This is a genomic window from Pseudomonas sp. DE0157 (assembly GCF_007678615.1).
Lineage (GTDB): Bacteria > Pseudomonadota > Gammaproteobacteria > Pseudomonadales > Pseudomonadaceae > Aquipseudomonas > Aquipseudomonas parafulva_B.
This window is the reverse complement of sequence record NZ_VEJN01000001.1, coordinates 342,710-361,735: the sequence shown is the minus strand read 5'-3', so window position 1 is coordinate 361,735 and position 19,026 is coordinate 342,710. Positions and strand designations below refer to the sequence as shown.

Genomic DNA, 19,026 nt, shown 5'->3' with positions numbered 1-19,026 from the left:
GGCCTCAGCGGTCAAGGTCGTCTACCGCGTCCTGCAGTTCCTTGCGGGACTCGGCGAGCTTGTCCTTGCGCTTGTTGATCTTTTCGGCATCGCCCTTCTTCTCGGCCTTTTTCAGGTCTTTCTCTCGCTGGGCCACCTCATGGCGCGCATCGAGCACCTTCTGCTCACGCTCCTTGCGTAGGCTGGCGTCAGTGCAGTTGGCTACGCCACGCAAGGCTTCTTCCAGCCCGGCCGCCTGAGCGGCATTGCCATGCTCACGGGCGATTTTGAGCTGGTTCTCGATCGCGCTGCGCTTGGCGTCGCAACCTGTCAGGCCGGCATCGGGCGCGGCTGCTTGTACAGTGCCTGCGCCCAGGCCCAAGGCCGCGAGCAGAAAAAGGGGGGGAAAGCGTTTCATGAAAAGCCTCCTGGACGGGGCAGGGCAACGAGAAAAATTCTGGATGGAAATCCTGCCTTGGTTTTGGCTATTTAGAAACCCTTGATAAAGCTGGGCCGCTAAATCTCCGGCTTTTCCTACAGTTTTTTTGGTAAATAATCATTGCTCAGGCCTGAGCGGCTGCTCCGAGAACCCGTCTACAGCCTGCCCGGCCAGATGGGCTGCAATGGCTTGCACCTCGGCGCTGGCGAAGAATCGCGCAAGTTCGTCCGCCCTTTTCGAGCCGATGCCAGGCTGGGCTTGCCACTGCACGTGCGTCTGGGCAACCACTGTCGGCCAGTCACCGGGCAGCAGCACACCTTTGCCAATGGGTGCTCCTATACCGCGAACCCATTGGGAAAATGGGCGCGAGCGGGCCTGCTCGAAGGCGGCTAGCAATTGGGCTGCCCTCAGAGCGCTGATGCCTGGCACCTGTTGCAGGCGCCCCTCATCGAGCTCCAGCCAGTCGGTCATCGTCGACACCAGGCCTGCCTCGACCAGTCGCCGCCAGGTCCCTGGGCCCATCCCAGGCAGGACCAGGCCCTGTTTGCCGGCCAGCCAGCTGAGGCGGGCGATGAACTGCTCATTGCAGCCTTCTCCAGCACGCCAGCAGCTATGGGCATGGTATTGGTCGACTGCAGGTGCGTTGACTGGCTGGCGTTCGACCGAGTAATGCACGATCTGCTCGAAACGGGGGATGGTCAGCCCCGCCAGGCTAATGGCTATCTGGTCGCCTGGCCGAACGTCCAATGCCTGCCAGCGTGACAGCGAACCCAGGCTGATACGGGTCACGCGTCGGTCATCGAGGGTGACCGGCTCGAGGTGAACGATGGGGGTAACCTTGCCAGTACGGCCGACCTGGAAGCGCACATCGCGTACCTGCGCCAACTTTCGTGCGTAGGGGTATTTCCAGGCTGCGATCCAGTACGGCGCCTTGGCCTGCCAGCGTTGGGCGGGTGGGCGTTTGCCCTGGCGCAGGATCACCCCGTCGCTGGCGAAGTGTAGCGGCGTGCTGAACCAGTGGTCCCGCCACCGCGCAGCTTCTTCGGGAGTATTGATCGCAACGCTGTAATGCTGACTGTCCGCAAAACCTAACTGGACCAGCTGCGACAGGCGCTCGGTTTGCTGCTCAGGCCCGTTGGGCCAATCCCACACGAACAGACCGATGCGGGCGCCTTGTTCCTCGTCGATTTGGTGGCGAGCAAGCAGGCCGGCGACCGTGCCACGGGCATTTATACCCCCTGCGCTTGCCTGTATGTGGCCCTCAAGGCGCAAGTAGAGCTCGCCTTGAAGCGACAGATCGAGCGGGTGGGGCAGTCGCCGGACAATCCGTCCGAGTTGTGGGATGTGGCGGCTCCAATCGTGTCCCTGGACCCCGTCGCCTCGGCTGATCAACTGGGTCAGCCGGCCTTGGCGGTAGATCAGTGAAACGGCCACGCCATCGACCTTTGGCTGTATCCATAGGTCAGTCTTGCCAACCATCCAGCCGGCAACACGCTGGAAGTCGGCCAGCTTCTGCACGCCGGTGTGCGGCACGGGATGGACGACTGGGCCACCTGCGCTGGCCAGCGGCGAGGCCTGGGTCGCAAGGCCAACGCAGCGTTGCAGCATGGCCAGGTGATCGCGGCTCTGGTCATACAGCTCATCGGCCACCAGTGCCACGCCGTCACGGTGATAACGTTCGTCCCAGTGCGCGAGCGTGGCGCTCAGCTGGGCGATCTCAGCGTGTGAGCGCGACGGTGTCCAATCCGGGCACGGGTTGGCCCAGGTCGGCGGCAGGTGGAACACCACCATGATCAGCAGCAATACGATTGGCATGGCCCGCTTCCTTGCGTGGCTGAAAGTGTGCCGAGCCTATGGGTTTTTCACGGTGTTCGCCTCGGGCGGTTTGTCAGGCGATATGTCACAAAAAAGCCCCTGCCGATTGCTCGGCAGGGGCTTTCGCTCAGCGCTGTAGGAAATTACAGGCCGGCAGCGTCACGCAGCGCTTCAGCGCGGTCGGTGCGTTCCCAGGTGAAGGTGGTGAAGGTGTCGTCACCCACTGTTTTTTGTTGCGGGGTGCGGCCGAAGTGGCCGTAGGCAGCGGTTTCCTGGTACATCGGGTGCAGCAGGTCGAGCATGGTGGTGATGGCATATGGACGCAGGTCGAAGCACTCGCGCACCAGCTGGATGATCTTCTCGTCCGACACTTTGCCGGTGCCAAAGGTGTTGATCGAGATGGAAGTCGGCTGGGCCACGCCGATGGCGTACGAGACCTGGATCTCGCAGCGCTCGGCCAGGCCGGCGGCGACGATGTTCTTGGCCACGTAGCGGCCGGCATAGGCGGCGGAACGGTCGACCTTGGACGGGTCCTTGCCCGAGAACGCGCCGCCACCGTGGCGGGCCATGCCGCCGTAGGAGTCGACGATGATCTTGCGACCGGTCAGACCACAGTCACCGACCGGGCCGCCGATGATGAAGTTGCCGGTCGGGTTGATGTGGTACTGGGTACCCTTGTGCAGCAGCTCGGCAGGCAGCGTGTGCTTGACGATCAGTTCCATGACCGCTTCCTGCAGGTCTTTCTGCGATACCTCAGGGTTATGCTGGGTGGACAGGACCACCGCATCGATGCCCACGACCTTGCCACCTTCGTAGCGGCAGGTGACCTGCGACTTGGCATCCGGGCGCAGCCAGGGCAGCAGGCCAGACTTGCGTGCTTCGGCCTGGCGTTCGACCAGGCGGTGCGAGAAGCAGATCGGCGCTGGCATCAGCACTTCGGTCTCGTTGCTGGCGTAGCCGAACATCAGGCCCTGGTCACCGGCGCCCTGGTCTTCTGGCTTGGAACGGTCGACGCCCTGGGCGATGTCCACCGACTGCTTGCCGATGATGTTCATCACGGCGCAGGTGGCACCGTCGAAGCCTACGTCCGAGCTGTTGTAGCCGATGTCGATGATGACCTTGCGTACCAGGTCCTCAAGGTCGACCCAGGCCGAGGTGCTCACCTCGCCGGCAATGATCGCCACGCCGGTCTTGACCAGCGTTTCACAGGCGACGCGGGCGTACTTGTCCTGGGCGATGATCGCATCCAGCACGGCGTCAGAAATCTGGTCGGCGATTTTATCCGGATGCCCTTCGGACACGGACTCGGAGGTGAAAAGGGAGTATTCGCTCATCTCGAAGGTTCCTGAAATTTACCGATGGTGTATGTCGCCAGCCGTCCGCTGGAAATGGCGGACCTGGATCTGGAAACCGTTACGCAGGCCTACGTACAGGCTATCCCCGTGGGACAGGCCTGCCGCGTTGGCCCAGCGGGCCAAGTCGTCCTGTTCGAAGCCGAGCCACAGGTCGCCGCAGGCTTCCCGCGCCCACCCCTGGTCATGGCTGCACAACTCGGTGATCAGCAGGCTGCCGCCTGCTTTCACCCGTTTGGCCAGCTGGCACAACGCCAGGGCCGGGTCGCTGAAATGGTGCAGGACCATGTTCAGCACAACGCAGTCAGCGACCACATCCGTTGCACCCAGTGCATCGGCCAACTGCAGGTTCACATTGTCCAGCCCTTCGCGCTGGCAGACCTGGCGGGCGAGTTCGAGCATGGTCGGGCTGTTGTCCAGCGCCGTGACCTGGGCAAAGCGCCGAGCCAGGTCCGGCAGGAACCCGCCATCGCCGGGGCCGACTTCAAGCGCGCTGGCGCTTGGGTCGAAATGCAGTTTGTCGAGCAGCGCCAGCAGGCTCTCGCGGTATTGCGGCAAGCCTGCGATCAGGTCCTGCTGGGCGCGAAAGCGTTCTTCCACACGCAGGAAGAAGTCCTGGCTGGTTGCTGCGCGGCGCTGCTGCACCTGGGCGATGCGGCCCTGCACCTCAGCGGGCAAGGCCAGGTTATCGACCTCGTCGAGCAACGCGGCGTGCAGGCGCCCGCCCAGGCGCAGGCTATCGGGTAGGGCACGGCGATAGAAAATGGCGTTGCCTTCCCGACGGGTGGCGACCAGGTCGGCCTGGGCCAGCACCTTGAGGTGGTGGCTCATGCCCGACTGACCGATGTCGAAGATCTGCGCCAGCTCCAGCACGCCGAAGGAATCGTTGGCCAGGGCGCGCAGTACATTCAGGCGCAACTCGTCGCCACTGGCCTTGCACAGGGCGGCCAGTGCCTCGCGTTGTTCCGGAATTGCTTGCGCACGAAGGTTCATGGTGCGGGAGTCTAGACAGGCATCGTTGCCCTAGCAAGTTCTATATCAAAAAGTTTTGATATTGCAGGCCTGCTACCCAGTCGCCCTGGCCCTGGCGTTGCCATTGCGCCCGATGCTCGGACTAATGCACGCCGCCTGCTGCTTAAATGTTTGCCCCAAGCGCCCCAGTGGGCGAAAATGGCCGCCTTTTTCGTAATACCACCTATTCAAGCCCCCAGGAGATCAGCGATGCCCAGCCGTCGTGAACGTGCCAACGCCATTCGTGCCCTTAGCATGGATGCCGTGCAAAAGGCCAACAGCGGCCACCCCGGTGCCCCCATGGGCATGGCGGATATCGCCGAAGTTCTTTGGCGCGACTACCTCAAGCACAACCCGAGCAACCCGGCATTTCCCGATCGCGACCGCTTCGTGCTGTCCAACGGCCACGGTTCGATGCTCATCTACTCGCTGCTGCACCTGACTGGCTACGACCTGTCGATCGACGACCTCAAGGGCTTCCGTCAACTGCACAGCCGTACCCCGGGCCACCCGGAGCACGGTTACACCCCCGGGGTGGAAACCACCACCGGCCCGCTCGGGCAAGGCATCGCCAACGCCGTGGGCTTCGCCCTGGCCGAAAAGGTCATGGCGGCCCAGTTCAACCGTGACGGCCACACCATCGTCGACCACAACACCTACGTGTTCCTGGGCGATGGCTGCATGATGGAAGGCATCTCCCACGAAGTGGCCTCACTGGCCGGCACCCTGGGGCTGAACAAGCTGATCGCCTTCTACGACGACAACGGCATTTCCATCGACGGCGAAGTGCATGGCTGGTTCACCGACAATACCCCGGGGCGCTTTGAAGCCTACAACTGGCAGGTGATCCGCAACGTCAACGGCCACGACGCCGAAGAGATCAAGACGGCCATCGAGACCGCCCGCAAGAGCGACCGTCCGACCCTGATCTGCTGCAAGACCACCATCGGTTTCGGTTCGCCGAACAAGCAGGGCAAGGAAGAGTCCCACGGCGCGCCGCTGGGCAACGACGAAATTGCCCTGACCCGTAAGGCATTGGGCTGGAACCACGGCCCGTTCGAAATCCCTGCCGACATCTATGCCGAGTGGGACGCCAAGCAAGCCGGTGCCAAGGCCGAAGCCGAGTGGAACCAGCGTTTCGAGGCCTACGCCCAGGCTCATCCGGAGCTGGCCGCAGAGTTCAAGCGCCGCATGGCCGGTGACCTGCCTGCCGATTTCAGCGAAAAGGCCCAGGCCTACATCGAGGAAGTGGCGGCCAAGGGCGAAACCATCGCCAGCCGCAAGGCCAGCCAGAATGCCCTGAACGCCTATGGCCCGATGTTGCCTGAATTCCTTGGCGGCTCGGCGGACCTGGCCGGTTCCAACCTGACCCTGTGGAAGGGTTGCAAGGGTGTGGAAGCCGGCGACGCCAGCGGTAACTACGTGTTCTACGGCGTACGTGAGTTCGGCATGACCGCCATCATGAACGGCGTGGCACTGCACGGCGGTCTGGTGCCTTACGGCGCGACTTTCCTGATGTTCATGGAATATGCCCGCAATGCCGTGCGCATGTCGGCGTTGATGAAACAGCGCGTTATCCACGTCTACACCCACGACTCCATTGGCCTGGGCGAAGACGGCCCGACCCACCAGCCGATCGAGCAGCTGACCAGCCTGCGCACCACGCCGAACCTGGACACCTGGCGCCCCGCAGATGCCGTGGAGTCGGCCGTGGCCTGGAAGAACGCCCTGGAGCGCAAGGATGGCCCATCGGCGCTGATCTTCTCGCGCCAGAACCTGCAGCACCAGGCTCGCGATGCGCAGCAGCTCGCTGCCATCAGCCGTGGCGGCTACGTGCTCAAGGATTGCGCGGGCGAGCCGGAGCTGATCCTGATCGCCACCGGCTCGGAAGTGGGCCTGGCCGTTCAGGCCTACGACAAGCTGACCGAGCAGGGCCGCAACGTGCGCGTGGTGTCCATGCCGTCGACCAGCGTGTTCGATACCCAGGATGCTGCCTACAAGCAGTCGGTGTTGCCGTTGGAAGTCAGCGCCCGTATCGCCATCGAAGCGGCCCATGCGGACTTCTGGTACAAGTACGTCGGCCTCGAAGGCCGCGTCATCGGCATGACCACCTACGGTGAGTCGGCGCCGGCTTCGGCACTGTTCGAAGAATTCGGCTTCACCCTGGAGAACATCCTGGGTACTGCCGAAGAGCTGCTGGAAGACTGATGTATCAGGGAGGGCAGGATGCCCTCCTGGTCGTGCGAGGGGAGGGCGTCGCCCTCCATCGCGCCATGAGGCCGCTTCCACAGGTACTACCCTGCCAGCAACGGCGTGGTACCTGTGGAAGCGGCCTTGTGCCGCGATAGGCCGCCATGCGGCCTCGAAGCCATCACGCTTAGCGAGTCAACGAATGTCCCACTTGCGTCCCTATAAAGTTGCACTCAACGGTTATGGCCGTATCGGCCGCTGTGTTCTGCGCGCGCTGTTCGAGCGGGGCAGCAGGGCCGATTTCGAGATCGTCGCACTCAACGACCTGGCCGACCAGGCCAGCCTGGAATACCTCACCCGCTTCGACTCCACCCACGGGCGCTTTCCCGGCGAGGTCAAGGTCGATGGCGATTGCCTGCATATCAATGGCGATTGCGTAAAGGTGATGCGCAGCGCCACGCCCGAAGGCATCGACTGGGCAGCCCTGGACGTGGACCTGGTCCTGGAGTGTTCCGGGGCCTACAACACCCGTGCCGATGGCCAGCGCTTTCTTGAGGCGGGTGCGCCACGGGTGCTGTTTTCCCAGCCCATGGCCAGCGAGGCCGACGTCGATGCCACGGTGGTCTACGGTATCAACCAGGATTGCCTGACCGGCACTGAGCGCCTAGTCTCCAATGCTTCGTGCACCACCAACTGCGGTGTACCGCTGCTGAGGGTGCTGGATCAGGCATTTGGCATCGACTACGTACAGATCACCACCATTCACTCGGCCATGAACGATCAGCCGGTGATCGACGCCTATCACCATGAAGACCTGCGCCGTACCCGTTCGGCGTTCCAGTCGGTGATTCCGGTGTCCACCGGGCTTGCGCGCGGCATCGAGCGCCTGCTCCCGGAACTTGCCGGGCGAATCCAGGCCAAAGCGGTACGCGTGCCGACGGTCAACGTCTCGTGCCTGGACATCACCTTGCAGACCGCTCGCGACACCACCGCAGCCGAGGTCAACAGGGTGCTGCGCGAGGCCGCGCTGACCGGGCCGCTCAAAGGCCTGCTGGCCTATACTGAGCTGCCCCACGCCAGTTGTGATTTCAACCACGACCCGCATTCGGCCATCGTCGATGCCAGCCAGACCCGTGTATCAGGCCCGCGCCTGGTCAACCTGCTGGCCTGGTTCGACAACGAATGGGGGTTTGCAAACCGTATGCTCGACGTCGCCGGACATTTTCTGCACGTCGTCCACCCAAACCGCAACAAACAGCCCTGAAGGACCGCATTCATGACCGTGTTGAAGATGACCGACCTCGACCTGCAAGGTAAGCGCGTACTGATTCGCGAAGACCTGAACGTGCCTGTCAAGGACGGTGTGGTGACCAGCGATGCGCGCATCCAGGCGGCGCTGCCGACCATCAAGCTGGCCTTGGAAAAGGGCGCGGCGGTGATGGTCTGCTCGCACCTGGGCCGCCCCACTGAAGGTGAATTCTCTGCCGAAAACAGCCTCAAGCCGGTTGCCCAGTACTTGAGCCAGGCGCTGGGCCGCGACGTACCACTGGTGGGTGACTACCTCGATGGCGTCGAGATCAAGGCCGGCGAGCTGGTGCTGTTCGAGAACGTGCGCTTCAACAAGGGCGAGAAGAAGAACGCCGATGAGCTGGCCCAGCAGTACGCGGCATTGTGCGACGTGTTCGTGATGGACGCCTTCGGCACGGCGCACCGCGCCGAGGGTTCTACCCATGGCGTTGCCAAGTTCGCCAAGGTCGCGGCGGCTGGCCCGTTGCTGGCAGCTGAGCTGGATGCCCTGGGCAAGGCGCTGAAGGCCCCGGCCAAGCCAATGGCCGCCATCGTTGCCGGTTCCAAGGTTTCCACCAAGCTGGACGTGCTCAACAGCCTGAGCTCGGTATGCGATCAGCTGATCGTCGGTGGCGGCATCGCCAACACCTTCCTGGCGGCTGCCGGGCACCCGGTCGGTAAGTCGCTGTACGAGCCTGATCTGGTCGAAACGGCCAAGGCCATTGCCGCCAAGGTCAGCGTGCCGCTGCCTGTCGATGTGGTGGTTGCCAAGGCCTTTGCCGAAGACGCCGAAGCCACCGTCAAGGCCATTGCCGATGTCGCTGCCGACGACATGATCCTGGACATCGGCCCGCAGACCGCCGCCCAGTTCGCCGACTTGCTCAAGTCCTCCAAGACCATCCTGTGGAATGGCCCGGTCGGCGTATTCGAGTTCGATCAGTTCGGCAATGGCACCCAGGTGCTGGCCAAGGCGATCGCCGACAGCGCCGCGTTCTCCATTGCCGGTGGCGGTGATACCCTGGCGGCCATCGACAAATATGGCGTCAGCCAGGATATCTCCTACATTTCTACCGGTGGCGGCGCCTTCCTCGAATTCGTCGAAGGCAAAGTCCTGCCAGCGGTGGCCATGCTCGAAGAGCGGGCCAAAGCCTGATGAACACGGCGCCTGGCAAAAGGAGTGGCCTGGTGGCCAAGCAGTTGCCTGTGTTGCTGCTGGCCGGGCTGCTGAGCGCCTGCGCCGGCAGCCCGGATGCCCAGGACGACCCGGCGCAACCGCCCAAGGGCGGGTGCTATCAGTCCGAATGGCAAGCCGAAACCGTGCCGGTGATCAGCAAGCGCGTAGGCCCGGAAGGCCTGGAAAAGTACGACGAAGAGCACCAGCGCAAGGCGCCAGGCTGCCCTTGATCGGGCCGGCAACCTGCAGGCCGGTTTGTGGTCTTGGAGAAGGGCCGTGTGCTGCCCATCGAGGTAATTGAATGAAAGCGCTCTTGGCCGTAATGGCCCTGGCGACACTGGCAGGATGTTCACTGCTGCAGCCGGCGCAGACCGCGCCGGCGGACAACTGGACCCGCTGGGTCTGCGACACCCAGGCCGAAGTGCTGTGGCGGTTTGCCGACCCGCAGCGGGACCAGGTCGACGTGCGTCTTGGTGGCGGCGACCAGGTGTACCGGCTCAAGGCCGAGCCCGGCGCGTCCGGCGCGCTGTACAGCGACGGCATGCTGGCGTTCCACACCCAGGGTGAGGAAGGCCTGGTGTACTGGGTGGCGACCAACGATCTGATAGGGCGGGGCTGCAAGGCACCGTGACTGGCCGGGCCGCTAGGCTCTGTGTGAAAAGCCTAGGTGGCCCACACTACTTGAACAGCAACCGCCCCTGCGGCAGGCTTGCACGAAACAACGACGCTTGTCGGGAGAGAGATACACAATGGCACTCATTAGCATGCGCCAGATGCTGGACCACGCCGCCGAGTTCGGTTACGGCGTACCGGCTTTCAACGTCAACAACCTCGAGCAGATGCGCGCCATCATGGAAGCGGCTGACAAGACCGACTCCCCTGTGATCGTCCAGGCCTCGGCTGGTGCGCGCAAGTACGCGGGTGCGCCGTTCCTGCGCCACCTGATCCTGGCGGCCATCGAAGAATTCCCGCATATCCCGGTGTGCATGCACCAGGATCACGGCACCAGCCCGGATGTCTGCCAGCGTTCCATCCAGCTGGGCTTCAGCTCGGTCATGATGGACGGCTCGCTCGGCGAAGACGGCAAGACCCCGACCGACTACGAATACAACGTGCGCGTCACCCAGCAGACCGTTGCCATGGCCCATGCCTGTGGTGTGTCGGTAGAAGGCGAACTGGGTTGCCTGGGCTCGCTGGAAACCGGCATGGCAGGTGAAGAAGACGGTATCGGTGCCGAAGGCGTGCTCGACCACAGCCAGATGCTGACCGACCCTGAAGAAGCGGCCGACTTCGTCAAGAAGACCCAGGTCGATGCCCTGGCCATCGCCATCGGCACCAGCCATGGTGCGTACAAGTTCACCAAGCCGCCTACCGGTGACGTGCTGGCCATCGACCGCATCAAGGAAATCCACAAGCGCATCCCCGACACCCACCTGGTGATGCACGGCTCTTCCTCGGTACCGCAGGAGTGGCTGGCGATCATCAACCAGTACGGCGGCGACATCAAGGAAACCTACGGTGTGCCGGTCGAGGAAATCGTCGAAGGCATCAAGTACGGCGTGCGCAAGGTCAACATCGACACCGACCTGCGTCTGGCGTCCACCGGTGCCATCCGTCGTCACATGGCCATGAACCCAAGCGAGTTCGACCCGCGCAAGTTCTTCGCTGAAACCGTAAAAGCCATGCGCGACGTGTGCATCGCCCGTTACGAAGCATTCGGCACTGCCGGCCATGCCTCGAAGATCAAGCCGATCTCCCTGGAAGGCATGTTCCAGCGCTACGCCAAAGGCGAGTTGGCTGCAAAGGTCAACTAAGCCACCCGGCCTCGAAAAAACCCGCAGCGATGCGGGTTTTTCGTTTCTGGCAGTGGCTGCGAAACCGATCTGCCGTTGCGTATCACAGAATGTCAGCGAAACCGCTATCGGTCGGCTACCTTCAGTCAGTGACTGATGGTTTTGGCTTGTGATGCGTGCTATCAGCTCATGCCTGGGGTAAAACTGGATCCAACGGCCAGTTTGTAGTCGGTCATATAACAGAGATGCAGCATGGATGGCGCTCACCTTCAACTCATGCCACAGGATGGCAGCTCGGTGCTTCTGGTAGTCGACGATTACCCGGAGAACCTCATCAGTATGCAAGCCTTGTTGTCGCGCCAGGATTGGCAGGTGCTGACGGCAAGTTCGGGCCGAGAAGCCCTGAGCGCGTTGTTGGAAAACGATGTCGACCTGGTTTTACTCGATGTGCATATGCCCGAGATGGACGGCTTCGAAGTCGCTCGTCTGATGCGTGGCAGCCAGCGAACCCGGCTTACGCCCATCATTTTCCTGACAGCCAACGAGCAGTCCCAGGCCGCCGTGTTGAAAGGCTATGCCAACGGCGCCGTGGACTACATGTTCAAGCCGTTCGACCCGCAGATTCTCAAGCCCAAGGTTCAGGCCCTGCTCGACCAGCAGCGCAATCGGCGGCGTTTGCAGGCGCTGACCCGTGAACTCGACGAAGCCCGCGCCTTCAATGCATCCATTCTGGACAATGCGGCCGAGGGTATTCTGGTGGTGGATGCAGGCGGCATCATCCGCTTCGCCAACCCGGCTGTCTGTTCCCTGCTGGCAACGCCTATCGAACTGTTGCAGAACGTCGACCTGCTGGGGCTGTTGCAGCTGAGCACGCCGAGTACGTGGCAGGATTCGGCGTTCTACCAAAGCTACCTGGCCAGGCGCATCTACCGCCTGCACGACGCCCAATTGCGTCGCCCGAGCGGCGAGCTGCTGCCGGTGGCCCTGTCCTGTGCGCCCCTGCCTGCCGAGCAGCAGGCGATGGTGGTGACCGTGCTGGACATGTCGGCGGTGCACAACCTGCACCAACAGCTCGAATACCAGGCCATTACCGACCCACTTACCGGCCTGCTTAACCGCCGTGGGTTCTACCAGGCGGCCGAAGGGGCATTGCTGCGCAATGAGCGCTCCGACCGGGCGCAGGCCTTGATGTACATGGACCTGGATGGCTTCAAGCGTATCAACGATTCCCTCGGCCACGATGCAGGTGACCGGGTATTGCGCTGGGTGGCCGAGCAGCTCAAGGATTGTCTGGGCAGTGAAGCCCTGCTGGCGCGCATGGGCGGAGACGAATTCACCGCGCTGTTCGACGGCTTGCCCTATGCCGAGCAAGCCGGGCGCTACGCCGAGCGGCTGCTCGAGCGCATTGCCATCAGCCACCAGATCGATGGGCTGGACGTATGCCTGGGCGTGAGCATCGGCATCGCTACCTACCCCGACTGCGGTGGCAACGTCGAAGGCTTGCTGCGCGCAGCCGACGCGGCCATGTACGCTGCCAAGCAGGCAGGGCGCCAGCAGTATCGCTTCTACGACCAGGAGCTCAATGGCCGCGCCCGTTCCCGCCTGATGCTCGAAGACGGCGTGCGTACGGCCATCGAGCAGCAGGATTTTACCTTGGTGTATCAACCGCAAGTGGCCTTCGCCGATGGTCGCCTGCGCGGCTTCGAAGCCCTGCTACGCTGGCAGCACCCCAGCGTTGGCGATGTGCCGCCAGGCCTGTTCATTCCCCTGCTCGAGGAAGCGCGGCTGATCAACCGCCTGGCCGGCTGGATCTACGGACAGAGTGCTGCCCAGCGCCAGGCCTGGTACCAATGCTTTGCGACCGACATTGTGTTGGGCATAAGCCTGAGCCGGGCCCAGTTCGTCTCGCCAAGCCTGGTCGAGGAGCTGCAACGGGTCATCCAGCGCTATAGCCTGCAGCCAGCGCACCTGGAAGTGGAAGTGGCCGAAACCTCGCTCATGTACAACATCGATGCGGCGGTCAAGCAGGTCGACCGGTTGCGCGCGCTGGGTGTACGTGTGGCGCTGGACGATTTCGGCGCCGGTGACTGCTCACTGCGTATGCTGCGCGATTTGCCCATCGATACCCTGAAACTCGATCGCCACCTGGTGGCGCGCCTGCCGGACGCGTCGGCCGATGCGGCGCTGGCACGCAGCGTCATCGGGCTGTGTGCCGATTACGGGATCACCGTGATTGCCGAGGGCGTGGAAACCCAGGCCCAGGCTCAATGGCTCAAAGCCGCAGGCTGCCAATACGTTCAGGGCTTCTTGGTAGCGCACCCTATGACAGCTGCCGATGCCGGCAACTTCCCGGCAATTTTCCCCTGGCCTGCCCCGCCAGCGGGTTAGAATTCGCGTTCGTTACGCCGACTGTACTGCCATGACCGTCCTACGCTACCTGCAAGCTTACCCACCGCACCTGCAACAACAGGTGCGGCAGATGATCGACAGCGACCGCCTTGGCGAATACCTGCACAAGCGCTACCCCGAGCGCCACGAGGTACAAAGCGACAAGGCCTTGTACGGCTACGCCCAGGAACTGCGCCAGCGTTTTCTGCGCAGTGCACCGCCACTGGACAAGGTGCTGTTCGACAGCCGGCTGGACCTGACCCACCGGGCGCTGGGCCTGAACACTGCCGTCTCTCGCGTGCAGGGCGGCAAACTCAAGGCCAAGAAGGAAATCCGCATCGCCTCGCTGTTCAAGGAGGCTGCGCCGCAGTTTCTGCGCATGATCGTGGTGCATGAGTTGGCCCACTTGCGCGAGCGTGACCACAACAAGGCGTTCTACCAGCTCTGTCAGCACATGGAGCCGGACTACCATCAACTGGAATTCGACCTGCGCGTCTACCTGACCTATCGGGAGTTGCCGGGTAACGCTTGAGGACCCGCAGCATGGAAGTAAGCAAGACCAAGAGCAGTTTCTACCGCCGTCTTTATGTCGCCTGGCTGATCGACCGCCAGGCCGCTACCAGCGTGCCTGCGCTGATGGAGGCTACGGGCATGCCCCGGCGCACGGCCCAGGACACCCTTGCAGCGCTGGCCGATCTGGACATCGTCTGCACCTTCGAGCAGCAAGAAGGCGCGCGCAATCACGCAGGCCACTACCGCATAAAGGACTGGGGGGCCATCGACCGGCAGTGGATCGAGCGTCACCTGAATCAAATACGCAAGGTACTGGGTTATCCCTGACCTTTACCCGTTAAGGCCACTGCAATAAAAACCGTAGGTTCGGCCAGAATAGAGGCTAGATGACACTATTGGCCGCTGCCCCGACCAGAGCCTTTGTGTAAGCTCACCCGCAGTGTACGTTTCTTCACCGCGCAAGGGCTTGGGCATGCGGCTGATGCTTTGTGTTCTCGGGTTACTGGCCACTGTCATGGCGCCTCCGGCCGCCGCCTCCGGCAAGCTGCGCCTGGTATCGGATCATTGGCCGCCCTTCACCGACGCCAGTATGCCTGGCGGCGGTCTGGCCATCAGCATCGTGACCACGGCGCTGACGCGGGCGGGGTATAGCAGCAGCTTCGAGGAGGCACCCTGGGCTCGGGCCCTGGCAGGCGTCGGGGACGGTCGTTACGACATACTGATCAACGCCTGGCACAACGAATCGCGTGCGCGCATCGGACTTTTTTCCAGCGCCTACCTGAACAACCGTATCCGCCTGCTGCAGCGTAAGGGTGCGGGCCTGCATTATGAGCACATCTCGGACCTGTATCCCTACAGCATCGCCGTGGTGCGTGATTACGCCTACTCGAGCGCGTTCGACGGCAATACCCGCTTGCACAAGGTAGCGGTGAGTACATTTTCGTCCGCCGTGCGCATGCTGGCGGCAGGGCGTGTGAGCCTGGCCGTGGAGGACGAGTACGTGGCCCGCTATCACCTGCAGCGCGAGCCGGACAATGTGCGTGACAAGGTGGAGCTGGTGGAGCCTGTACTGGGCGAAAACCCGCTGCACATTCTGGTTAGCTTGAAGCACCCGGACCACCAGTCGATCGTCGCTCGCTTCGACGCGGCCATCGCCGCCATGAAGGCCGATGGCAGTTATGAACGGTTACTGCATCAGTATGGTTTCTAGGCGAGCAGGGGTGGCGTTACGATGCGCCGGCTTGGCAATGGCTTCAGGATTGCAGCTTCGCAGCTCATGGTGCCGGGGGCCGCTCTGCGGCCCATCGCGGCACAAGGGCCGCTCCTACAAAGACCGCGTTTGCCTGCAAGTCGGTGCATCCAAAGGCAATCGATTTCTCGGGTGGGAGCGGCCTTGCCGGGGCGCCGGACCGGCCGCGATGGGCCGCAAAGCGGCCCCGGCAGTATGCGCTGCGAAGCTGAAATATCAGGCTATTGCATAGCCCCTACCAATCCGCTGTCCCTGGAGATTCGCCAGCCTGCGAAGACTAATCAAAGCTATTCATCCTTGCTCCAGACCTAACGCGAAGCGCCACCTGCCGGAGCATCCTTCTTGATCAAATGCGCCGCCAACGTACGCAGCGGAGCCAATTGGCGGCAGATCAGTGCCAGTTGCGTCTGTACCAGGCGCTGATGTTCATCCACCTCTTCGGGCATCTGCTCCAAGGCGTTGGCAAGCGCTTCTTCGGCATCGCTGTGAATCGCTACCGGTGAGCGCGCCGCCAGGCCATTGGCTATTTCCTCAAGGCTGTTTGCCAGGCGGCTGCCTGCGTCTTCGATCAAGTGCTCCCGTGCGTCGGCCGGCAGAGCCGTGTCACGGTGGGCGCCCAGTCCCGACAGGTAGCTGAGCAGGGTGTGCGACAGCACCAGGAAGCGGAAGCCCACATCGGCCTCCTTGCGAAAGTGGCCAGGCTCCATGAGCATGTTAGCCAAGGTCGTCGACAGGGCCGCATCGGCATTGTGGGCATTGCGCCGCGCCAGGCGATAGGCCAGGTCGTCGCGCTTGCCGTAGGCATATTGCTGCATGATCTGGCGCAGGTACTCGCTGGCACAGATCAGCGTGTTGGCCAAGGCCTTGTTCAAGCGGCGGCCTTGCCAGTCGGGCAGGAACAGGAACACGGCAAGAATGGCGATCAGGCTCCCGACCAGGGTGTCGAACAGCCGCGGCAGGAACAGCCCGTAGCCGTCGCCGATCTGGTTGAAACAGAACAGCACCATCAGTGTGATCGCAGCGGTGGCCAGGGTGTAGCGCGTGGTTCGGTTGACGAAGAACACCACCCCCGCCACGACCGCGAACAGCGACTGGATGACCGGGTTGGGGAACAGGTCGAACAGCGCCCAGCCGACGGTCAGGCCCACGGCAGTGCCGATGATGCGCTGCACCAGTTTGCGCCGGGTTGCTCCGTAGTTGGGTTGGCACACGAACAGCGTGGTCAGGATGATCCAGTAGCCCTGGGTCGGGTGGATCAGGTGCACCATGCCGTAACCGATGGACAGGGCCAGCGGCAGGCGCAGGGCGTGGCGGAACAACAGCGAGGTGGGCGTCAATTGCGTACGCAGGCGCTTGCCCATGTCCTTGAGCGAGCGCGGCGAGCGGTCCAGCAAGCTGCTGTCGCTGGCATCGGCCAGGCTGTCAGGGTTGCTTGCGGCACCGAGCAGGCGATCGAGCGTGGCCAGGTTGGCCGCCAGTGCACGTAGTGAACGCAGCAGCCCGCGCCAGGCCGGGTTGTTCTGGCCGCGCAGGTGTTCGAGCGAAGCGTTGAGGTCTTCGAGTGCCTCGGTAAAGCCGCTGGCCAACACGAAGGGTTGGCGCAACCGAATCGAGCGTGCAAGTTCCTGGCACGAGGCACCTTGCTTGCGCAGCAGGCGCTGGCACCGGAACATCACATCGCTGTGGAAGAAAGCTTCGGCCAGTGCATTGTAGGGGTAGTGGGAGGCGCTGACCCGCTCATGGATGTCCTGGGCCAGGAAGTAGAGTTTCAGGTAACGGCTGACCTTGGAGTTGGGCTGGCTGTTGCCCACCCGGTGCAGGATGATTTCCTTCGCCGCGTTGAGGGCCGCCACCACCTTGCCATTTTGCTGGGCGAGTTCGAGCCGACGTGCTTCGACGTCCAGGGTGCGGACAGGCTCGAACAGGCTGGCCTTGAGCTTGAGATAGCTGCCCAGTTCGAAGAACAGCTTCGCCAGGCTCTGCTGCACCGGCTGGTTGGAGAACAACGCCTGCCACAGCACCGAGAGCAGCCCATACCAGGCCGCGCCTGCCACCAGCAGCATGGGTTCGTGCCAGAAGTCCGTCACCTGCCCGCCGCGCTGGTCCACGCCGATCATCGTGTAGACCGCCGTGATGAGTGTTGCCGATGCGATGGCGCCGTAGCGCTCGCCCAGGGCGCCCAGCATGGTCAAGGCAAACGCTGCCAGGGCCAGGGCGCAGACGAAGATCAGGGGGTAGGGGAACAGCAGTTCGACCGCGAGCGCCGCGATGGCAAAACAGACCAGGGTGACCGCCAGGGCGCTGAGGCGGCCTTGCCAGCTGTCGTCGGTTTCAGCCAGGGCACTGGCGATGATGCCCAGAAACAACGGGATCAGCAGGGCCATTTCGTTCTGGTGCCAGCACAGGGCAAGGCTGCCGGTAAGGGCAATGGTTACCCGGATGCTGTAGCTGAACTTGTCCTGGCCCCACAGGCGACGCAGTGAATGACGTAACGAGCTCGATGACATGATGGCCTGCCGGGCAGTGATCGTAGAAATACCGTAGCGATGAGCGGGGCCGCCAGGCGCCCCGCCACCCGCTATTGAGCACGTGCCAGCAAGAAGCGTTCCGTGCTGCGCGGTGGATTCTACCCTAGACGAACTGCGCTGCGGCGTTGGCCGATGCCCAAGCCCACTGGAAGTTGAAGCCGCCCAGGTGCCCCGTGACGTCCAGCACTTCACCGATGAAGTAAAGCCCCGGGCTCTTGAGCGACTCCATGGTCTTGGACGAGACCTCACGGGTGTCCACACCGCCCAAGGTCACCTCGGCAGTGCGGTAACCCTCGGTGCCGGCAGGCACCAGTTGCCAGCGTGCCAGCTTGTCGGCGATCAGGGCCAGTTCAGCCGGTGTGTACTGCTTCATCGGCTTGGATTCGAACCACTGCTCGGCCAGCAAAGTGGCCAGCTTGCGCGTGAACACCTCACCCAGCACGGTCTTGAGTTCAGCATTGCCGCGCTCGGTTTGCTGGGTCTGCAACCAGTCCAGCGCATCGCGGTCAGGCAGCAGGTTGATCTCAAGCGTATCGCCGGCTTCCCAGAACGATGAGACCTGCAGGATCGCCGGGCCGCTCAGGCCCCGGTGGGTGAACAGCAGGTTTTCACGGAAGCTGGTGCCGTTGCAGCTGGCGGTGCAGTCCAGCGAGGTGCCGGACAGCTCGCTGCACATGGCCTTGAGCTGGGGCTCGGTGATGGTGAATGGCACCAGGCCCGCGCGGGTCGGCAGCAAGGTATGGCCGAACTGTCGGGCCACCTGGTAGCCGAAACCGGTCGCACCCAACGTCGGGATGGACAGACCACCCGTCGCGATCACCAGCGACTGGCAGGCGAATGGGCCGGCGCTGGTCTGCAGCAGGTAGCCGTTGTCGGTCTTGTCGATCTGCTCGATGCTGGTGTGCATGCGAATCTGGGCGCCGGCCTCGTCGCACTCGGCCAGGAGCATGTCGAGGATGTCGCTGGCCTTGTTGTCGCAGAACAGCTGGCCGAGCTTTTTTTCGTGGTAGGGCACGCCGTGCTTGCACACCAGCTCGATGAAGTCCCACTGGGTGTAGCGAGCCAGGGCCGACTTGCAGAAGTGCGCGTTGTGCGAAAGAAAGTTGCTCGGCTCGGTGTACAGGTTGGTGAAATTGCAGCGCCCGCCGCCGGACATCAGGATCTTCTTGCCTGGCTTGTTGGCGTGGTCGAGCAGCAGGACCCGGCGGCCTCGGCGGGCGCTGAGCTGGGCACACATCAGGCCGGCAGCGCCTGCGCCCAGGATGATCACGTCGGTGGAGTGCACGGTGTTACCTCATCAATAGCCGA

16 protein-coding genes are annotated in these 19,026 nt (G+C 63.0%); 10 read left to right on the top strand and 6 right to left on the bottom strand.

Annotated elements, in window-relative coordinates; translation table 11 throughout:
- Positions 1-4 precede the first annotated feature (4 nt).
- The 4 genes from FS777_RS01600 to FS777_RS01585 form a co-directional block, all read right to left on the bottom strand.
- Entirely contained in the window at positions 5-397 is a 393-nt protein-coding gene (locus FS777_RS01600) for a DUF1090 domain-containing protein (protein WP_145253714.1), read from the bottom strand.
- A gap of 138 nt (positions 398-535) precedes the next feature.
- On the bottom strand, positions 536-2,233 hold the full coding sequence (gene ligB / locus FS777_RS01595) for an NAD-dependent DNA ligase LigB (protein WP_058638884.1): 1,698 nt from the start codon (positions 2,231-2,233) through the stop codon (positions 536-538).
- A gap of 143 nt (positions 2,234-2,376) precedes the next feature.
- Positions 2,377-3,567 (bottom strand): methionine adenosyltransferase, encoded by a 1,191-nt coding sequence (gene metK, locus FS777_RS01590; RefSeq protein ID WP_023532964.1) that lies wholly within the window; start codon positions 3,565-3,567, stop codon positions 2,377-2,379.
- A gap of 18 nt (positions 3,568-3,585) precedes the next feature.
- Positions 3,586-4,578 (bottom strand): metalloregulator ArsR/SmtB family transcription factor, encoded by a 993-nt coding sequence (locus FS777_RS01585; RefSeq protein WP_078477878.1) that lies wholly within the window; start codon positions 4,576-4,578, stop codon positions 3,586-3,588.
- A gap of 228 nt (positions 4,579-4,806) precedes the next feature.
- Between FS777_RS01585 and tkt the strand changes: the two genes are divergently transcribed.
- From tkt to FS777_RS01535, 10 genes are all read left to right on the top strand, one after another.
- Positions 4,807-6,804 (top strand): transketolase, encoded by a 1,998-nt coding sequence (gene tkt, locus FS777_RS01580; protein ID WP_145253711.1) that lies wholly within the window; start codon positions 4,807-4,809, stop codon positions 6,802-6,804.
- A gap of 184 nt (positions 6,805-6,988) precedes the next feature.
- The gene (epd, locus tag FS777_RS01575; RefSeq protein WP_058604038.1) at positions 6,989-8,050 is read left to right on the top strand and encodes an erythrose-4-phosphate dehydrogenase; all 1,062 of its coding nucleotides are present in this window, start codon (positions 6,989-6,991) and stop codon (positions 8,048-8,050) included.
- Between the two features lie 12 nt (positions 8,051-8,062).
- The gene (locus FS777_RS01570) at positions 8,063-9,226 is read left to right on the top strand and encodes a phosphoglycerate kinase (protein ID WP_058604037.1); all 1,164 of its coding nucleotides are present in this window, start codon (positions 8,063-8,065) and stop codon (positions 9,224-9,226) included.
- Positions 9,226-9,477: a hypothetical protein gene (locus FS777_RS01565; protein ID WP_058604036.1), complete on the top strand. Its 252-nt coding sequence runs from the start codon at positions 9,226-9,228 to the stop codon at positions 9,475-9,477. Before FS777_RS01570 ends, FS777_RS01565 begins: the two co-directional genes overlap by 1 nt.
- Before the next feature lie 71 nt (positions 9,478-9,548).
- Positions 9,549-9,878, top strand: a complete 330-nt coding sequence (locus FS777_RS01560; protein ID WP_058638886.1) for an MliC family protein — start codon at positions 9,549-9,551, stop codon at positions 9,876-9,878.
- Between the two features lie 118 nt (positions 9,879-9,996).
- Complete coding sequence (gene fba, locus FS777_RS01555) at positions 9,997-11,061, top strand: class II fructose-bisphosphate aldolase (protein ID WP_023533056.1); 1,065 nt, start codon at positions 9,997-9,999, stop codon at positions 11,059-11,061.
- Positions 11,062-11,292: 231 nt separating this feature from the next.
- The gene (locus FS777_RS01550) at positions 11,293-13,428 is read left to right on the top strand and encodes a bifunctional diguanylate cyclase/phosphodiesterase (protein WP_145253708.1); all 2,136 of its coding nucleotides are present in this window, start codon (positions 11,293-11,295) and stop codon (positions 13,426-13,428) included.
- A gap of 31 nt (positions 13,429-13,459) precedes the next feature.
- Positions 13,460-13,960: a M48 family metallopeptidase gene (locus FS777_RS01545; RefSeq protein ID WP_058638888.1), complete on the top strand. Its 501-nt coding sequence runs from the start codon at positions 13,460-13,462 to the stop codon at positions 13,958-13,960.
- A gap of 11 nt (positions 13,961-13,971) precedes the next feature.
- On the top strand, positions 13,972-14,268 hold the full coding sequence (locus FS777_RS01540; protein WP_145253705.1) for a helix-turn-helix domain-containing protein: 297 nt from the start codon (positions 13,972-13,974) through the stop codon (positions 14,266-14,268).
- Between the two features lie 145 nt (positions 14,269-14,413).
- The gene (locus tag FS777_RS01535; protein WP_058638890.1) at positions 14,414-15,151 is read left to right on the top strand and encodes an ABC transporter substrate-binding protein; all 738 of its coding nucleotides are present in this window, start codon (positions 14,414-14,416) and stop codon (positions 15,149-15,151) included.
- Positions 15,152-15,498: 347 nt separating this feature from the next.
- Here FS777_RS01535 and yccS read toward each other — a convergent pair whose 3' ends face one another.
- Positions 15,499-17,697: a YccS family putative transporter gene (yccS, locus tag FS777_RS01530; protein WP_058638891.1), complete on the bottom strand. Its 2,199-nt coding sequence runs from the start codon at positions 17,695-17,697 to the stop codon at positions 15,499-15,501.
- Positions 17,698-17,821: 124 nt separating this feature from the next.
- Complete coding sequence (locus tag FS777_RS01525) at positions 17,822-19,003, bottom strand: NAD(P)/FAD-dependent oxidoreductase (RefSeq protein WP_078477885.1); 1,182 nt, start codon at positions 19,001-19,003, stop codon at positions 17,822-17,824.
- Positions 19,004-19,026 lie beyond the last annotated feature (23 nt).

Coding starts and splice junctions, on each gene's coding strand:
- FS777_RS01600 (WP_145253714.1), bottom strand. CDS start 397: ATGAAACGCTTTCCCCCCCTTTTTCTGCTCGCGGCCTTGGGCCTGGGC.
- ligB (WP_058638884.1), bottom strand. CDS start 2,233: ATGCCAATCGTATTGCTGCTGATCATGGTGGTGTTCCACCTGCCGCCG.
- metK (WP_023532964.1), bottom strand. CDS start 3,567: ATGAGCGAATACTCCCTTTTCACCTCCGAGTCCGTGTCCGAAGGGCAT.
- FS777_RS01585 (WP_078477878.1), bottom strand. CDS start 4,578: ATGAACCTTCGTGCGCAAGCAATTCCGGAACAACGCGAGGCACTGGCC.
- tkt (WP_145253711.1), top strand. CDS start 4,807: ATGCCCAGCCGTCGTGAACGTGCCAACGCCATTCGTGCCCTTAGCATG.
- epd (WP_058604038.1), top strand. CDS start 6,989: ATGTCCCACTTGCGTCCCTATAAAGTTGCACTCAACGGTTATGGCCGT.
- FS777_RS01570 (WP_058604037.1), top strand. CDS start 8,063: ATGACCGTGTTGAAGATGACCGACCTCGACCTGCAAGGTAAGCGCGTA.
- FS777_RS01565 (WP_058604036.1), top strand. CDS start 9,226: ATGAACACGGCGCCTGGCAAAAGGAGTGGCCTGGTGGCCAAGCAGTTG.
- FS777_RS01560 (WP_058638886.1), top strand. CDS start 9,549: ATGAAAGCGCTCTTGGCCGTAATGGCCCTGGCGACACTGGCAGGATGT.
- fba (WP_023533056.1), top strand. CDS start 9,997: ATGGCACTCATTAGCATGCGCCAGATGCTGGACCACGCCGCCGAGTTC.
- FS777_RS01550 (WP_145253708.1), top strand. CDS start 11,293: ATGGATGGCGCTCACCTTCAACTCATGCCACAGGATGGCAGCTCGGTG.
- FS777_RS01545 (WP_058638888.1), top strand. CDS start 13,460: ATGACCGTCCTACGCTACCTGCAAGCTTACCCACCGCACCTGCAACAA.
- FS777_RS01540 (WP_145253705.1), top strand. CDS start 13,972: ATGGAAGTAAGCAAGACCAAGAGCAGTTTCTACCGCCGTCTTTATGTC.
- FS777_RS01535 (WP_058638890.1), top strand. CDS start 14,414: ATGCGGCTGATGCTTTGTGTTCTCGGGTTACTGGCCACTGTCATGGCG.
- yccS (WP_058638891.1), bottom strand. CDS start 17,697: ATGTCATCGAGCTCGTTACGTCATTCACTGCGTCGCCTGTGGGGCCAG.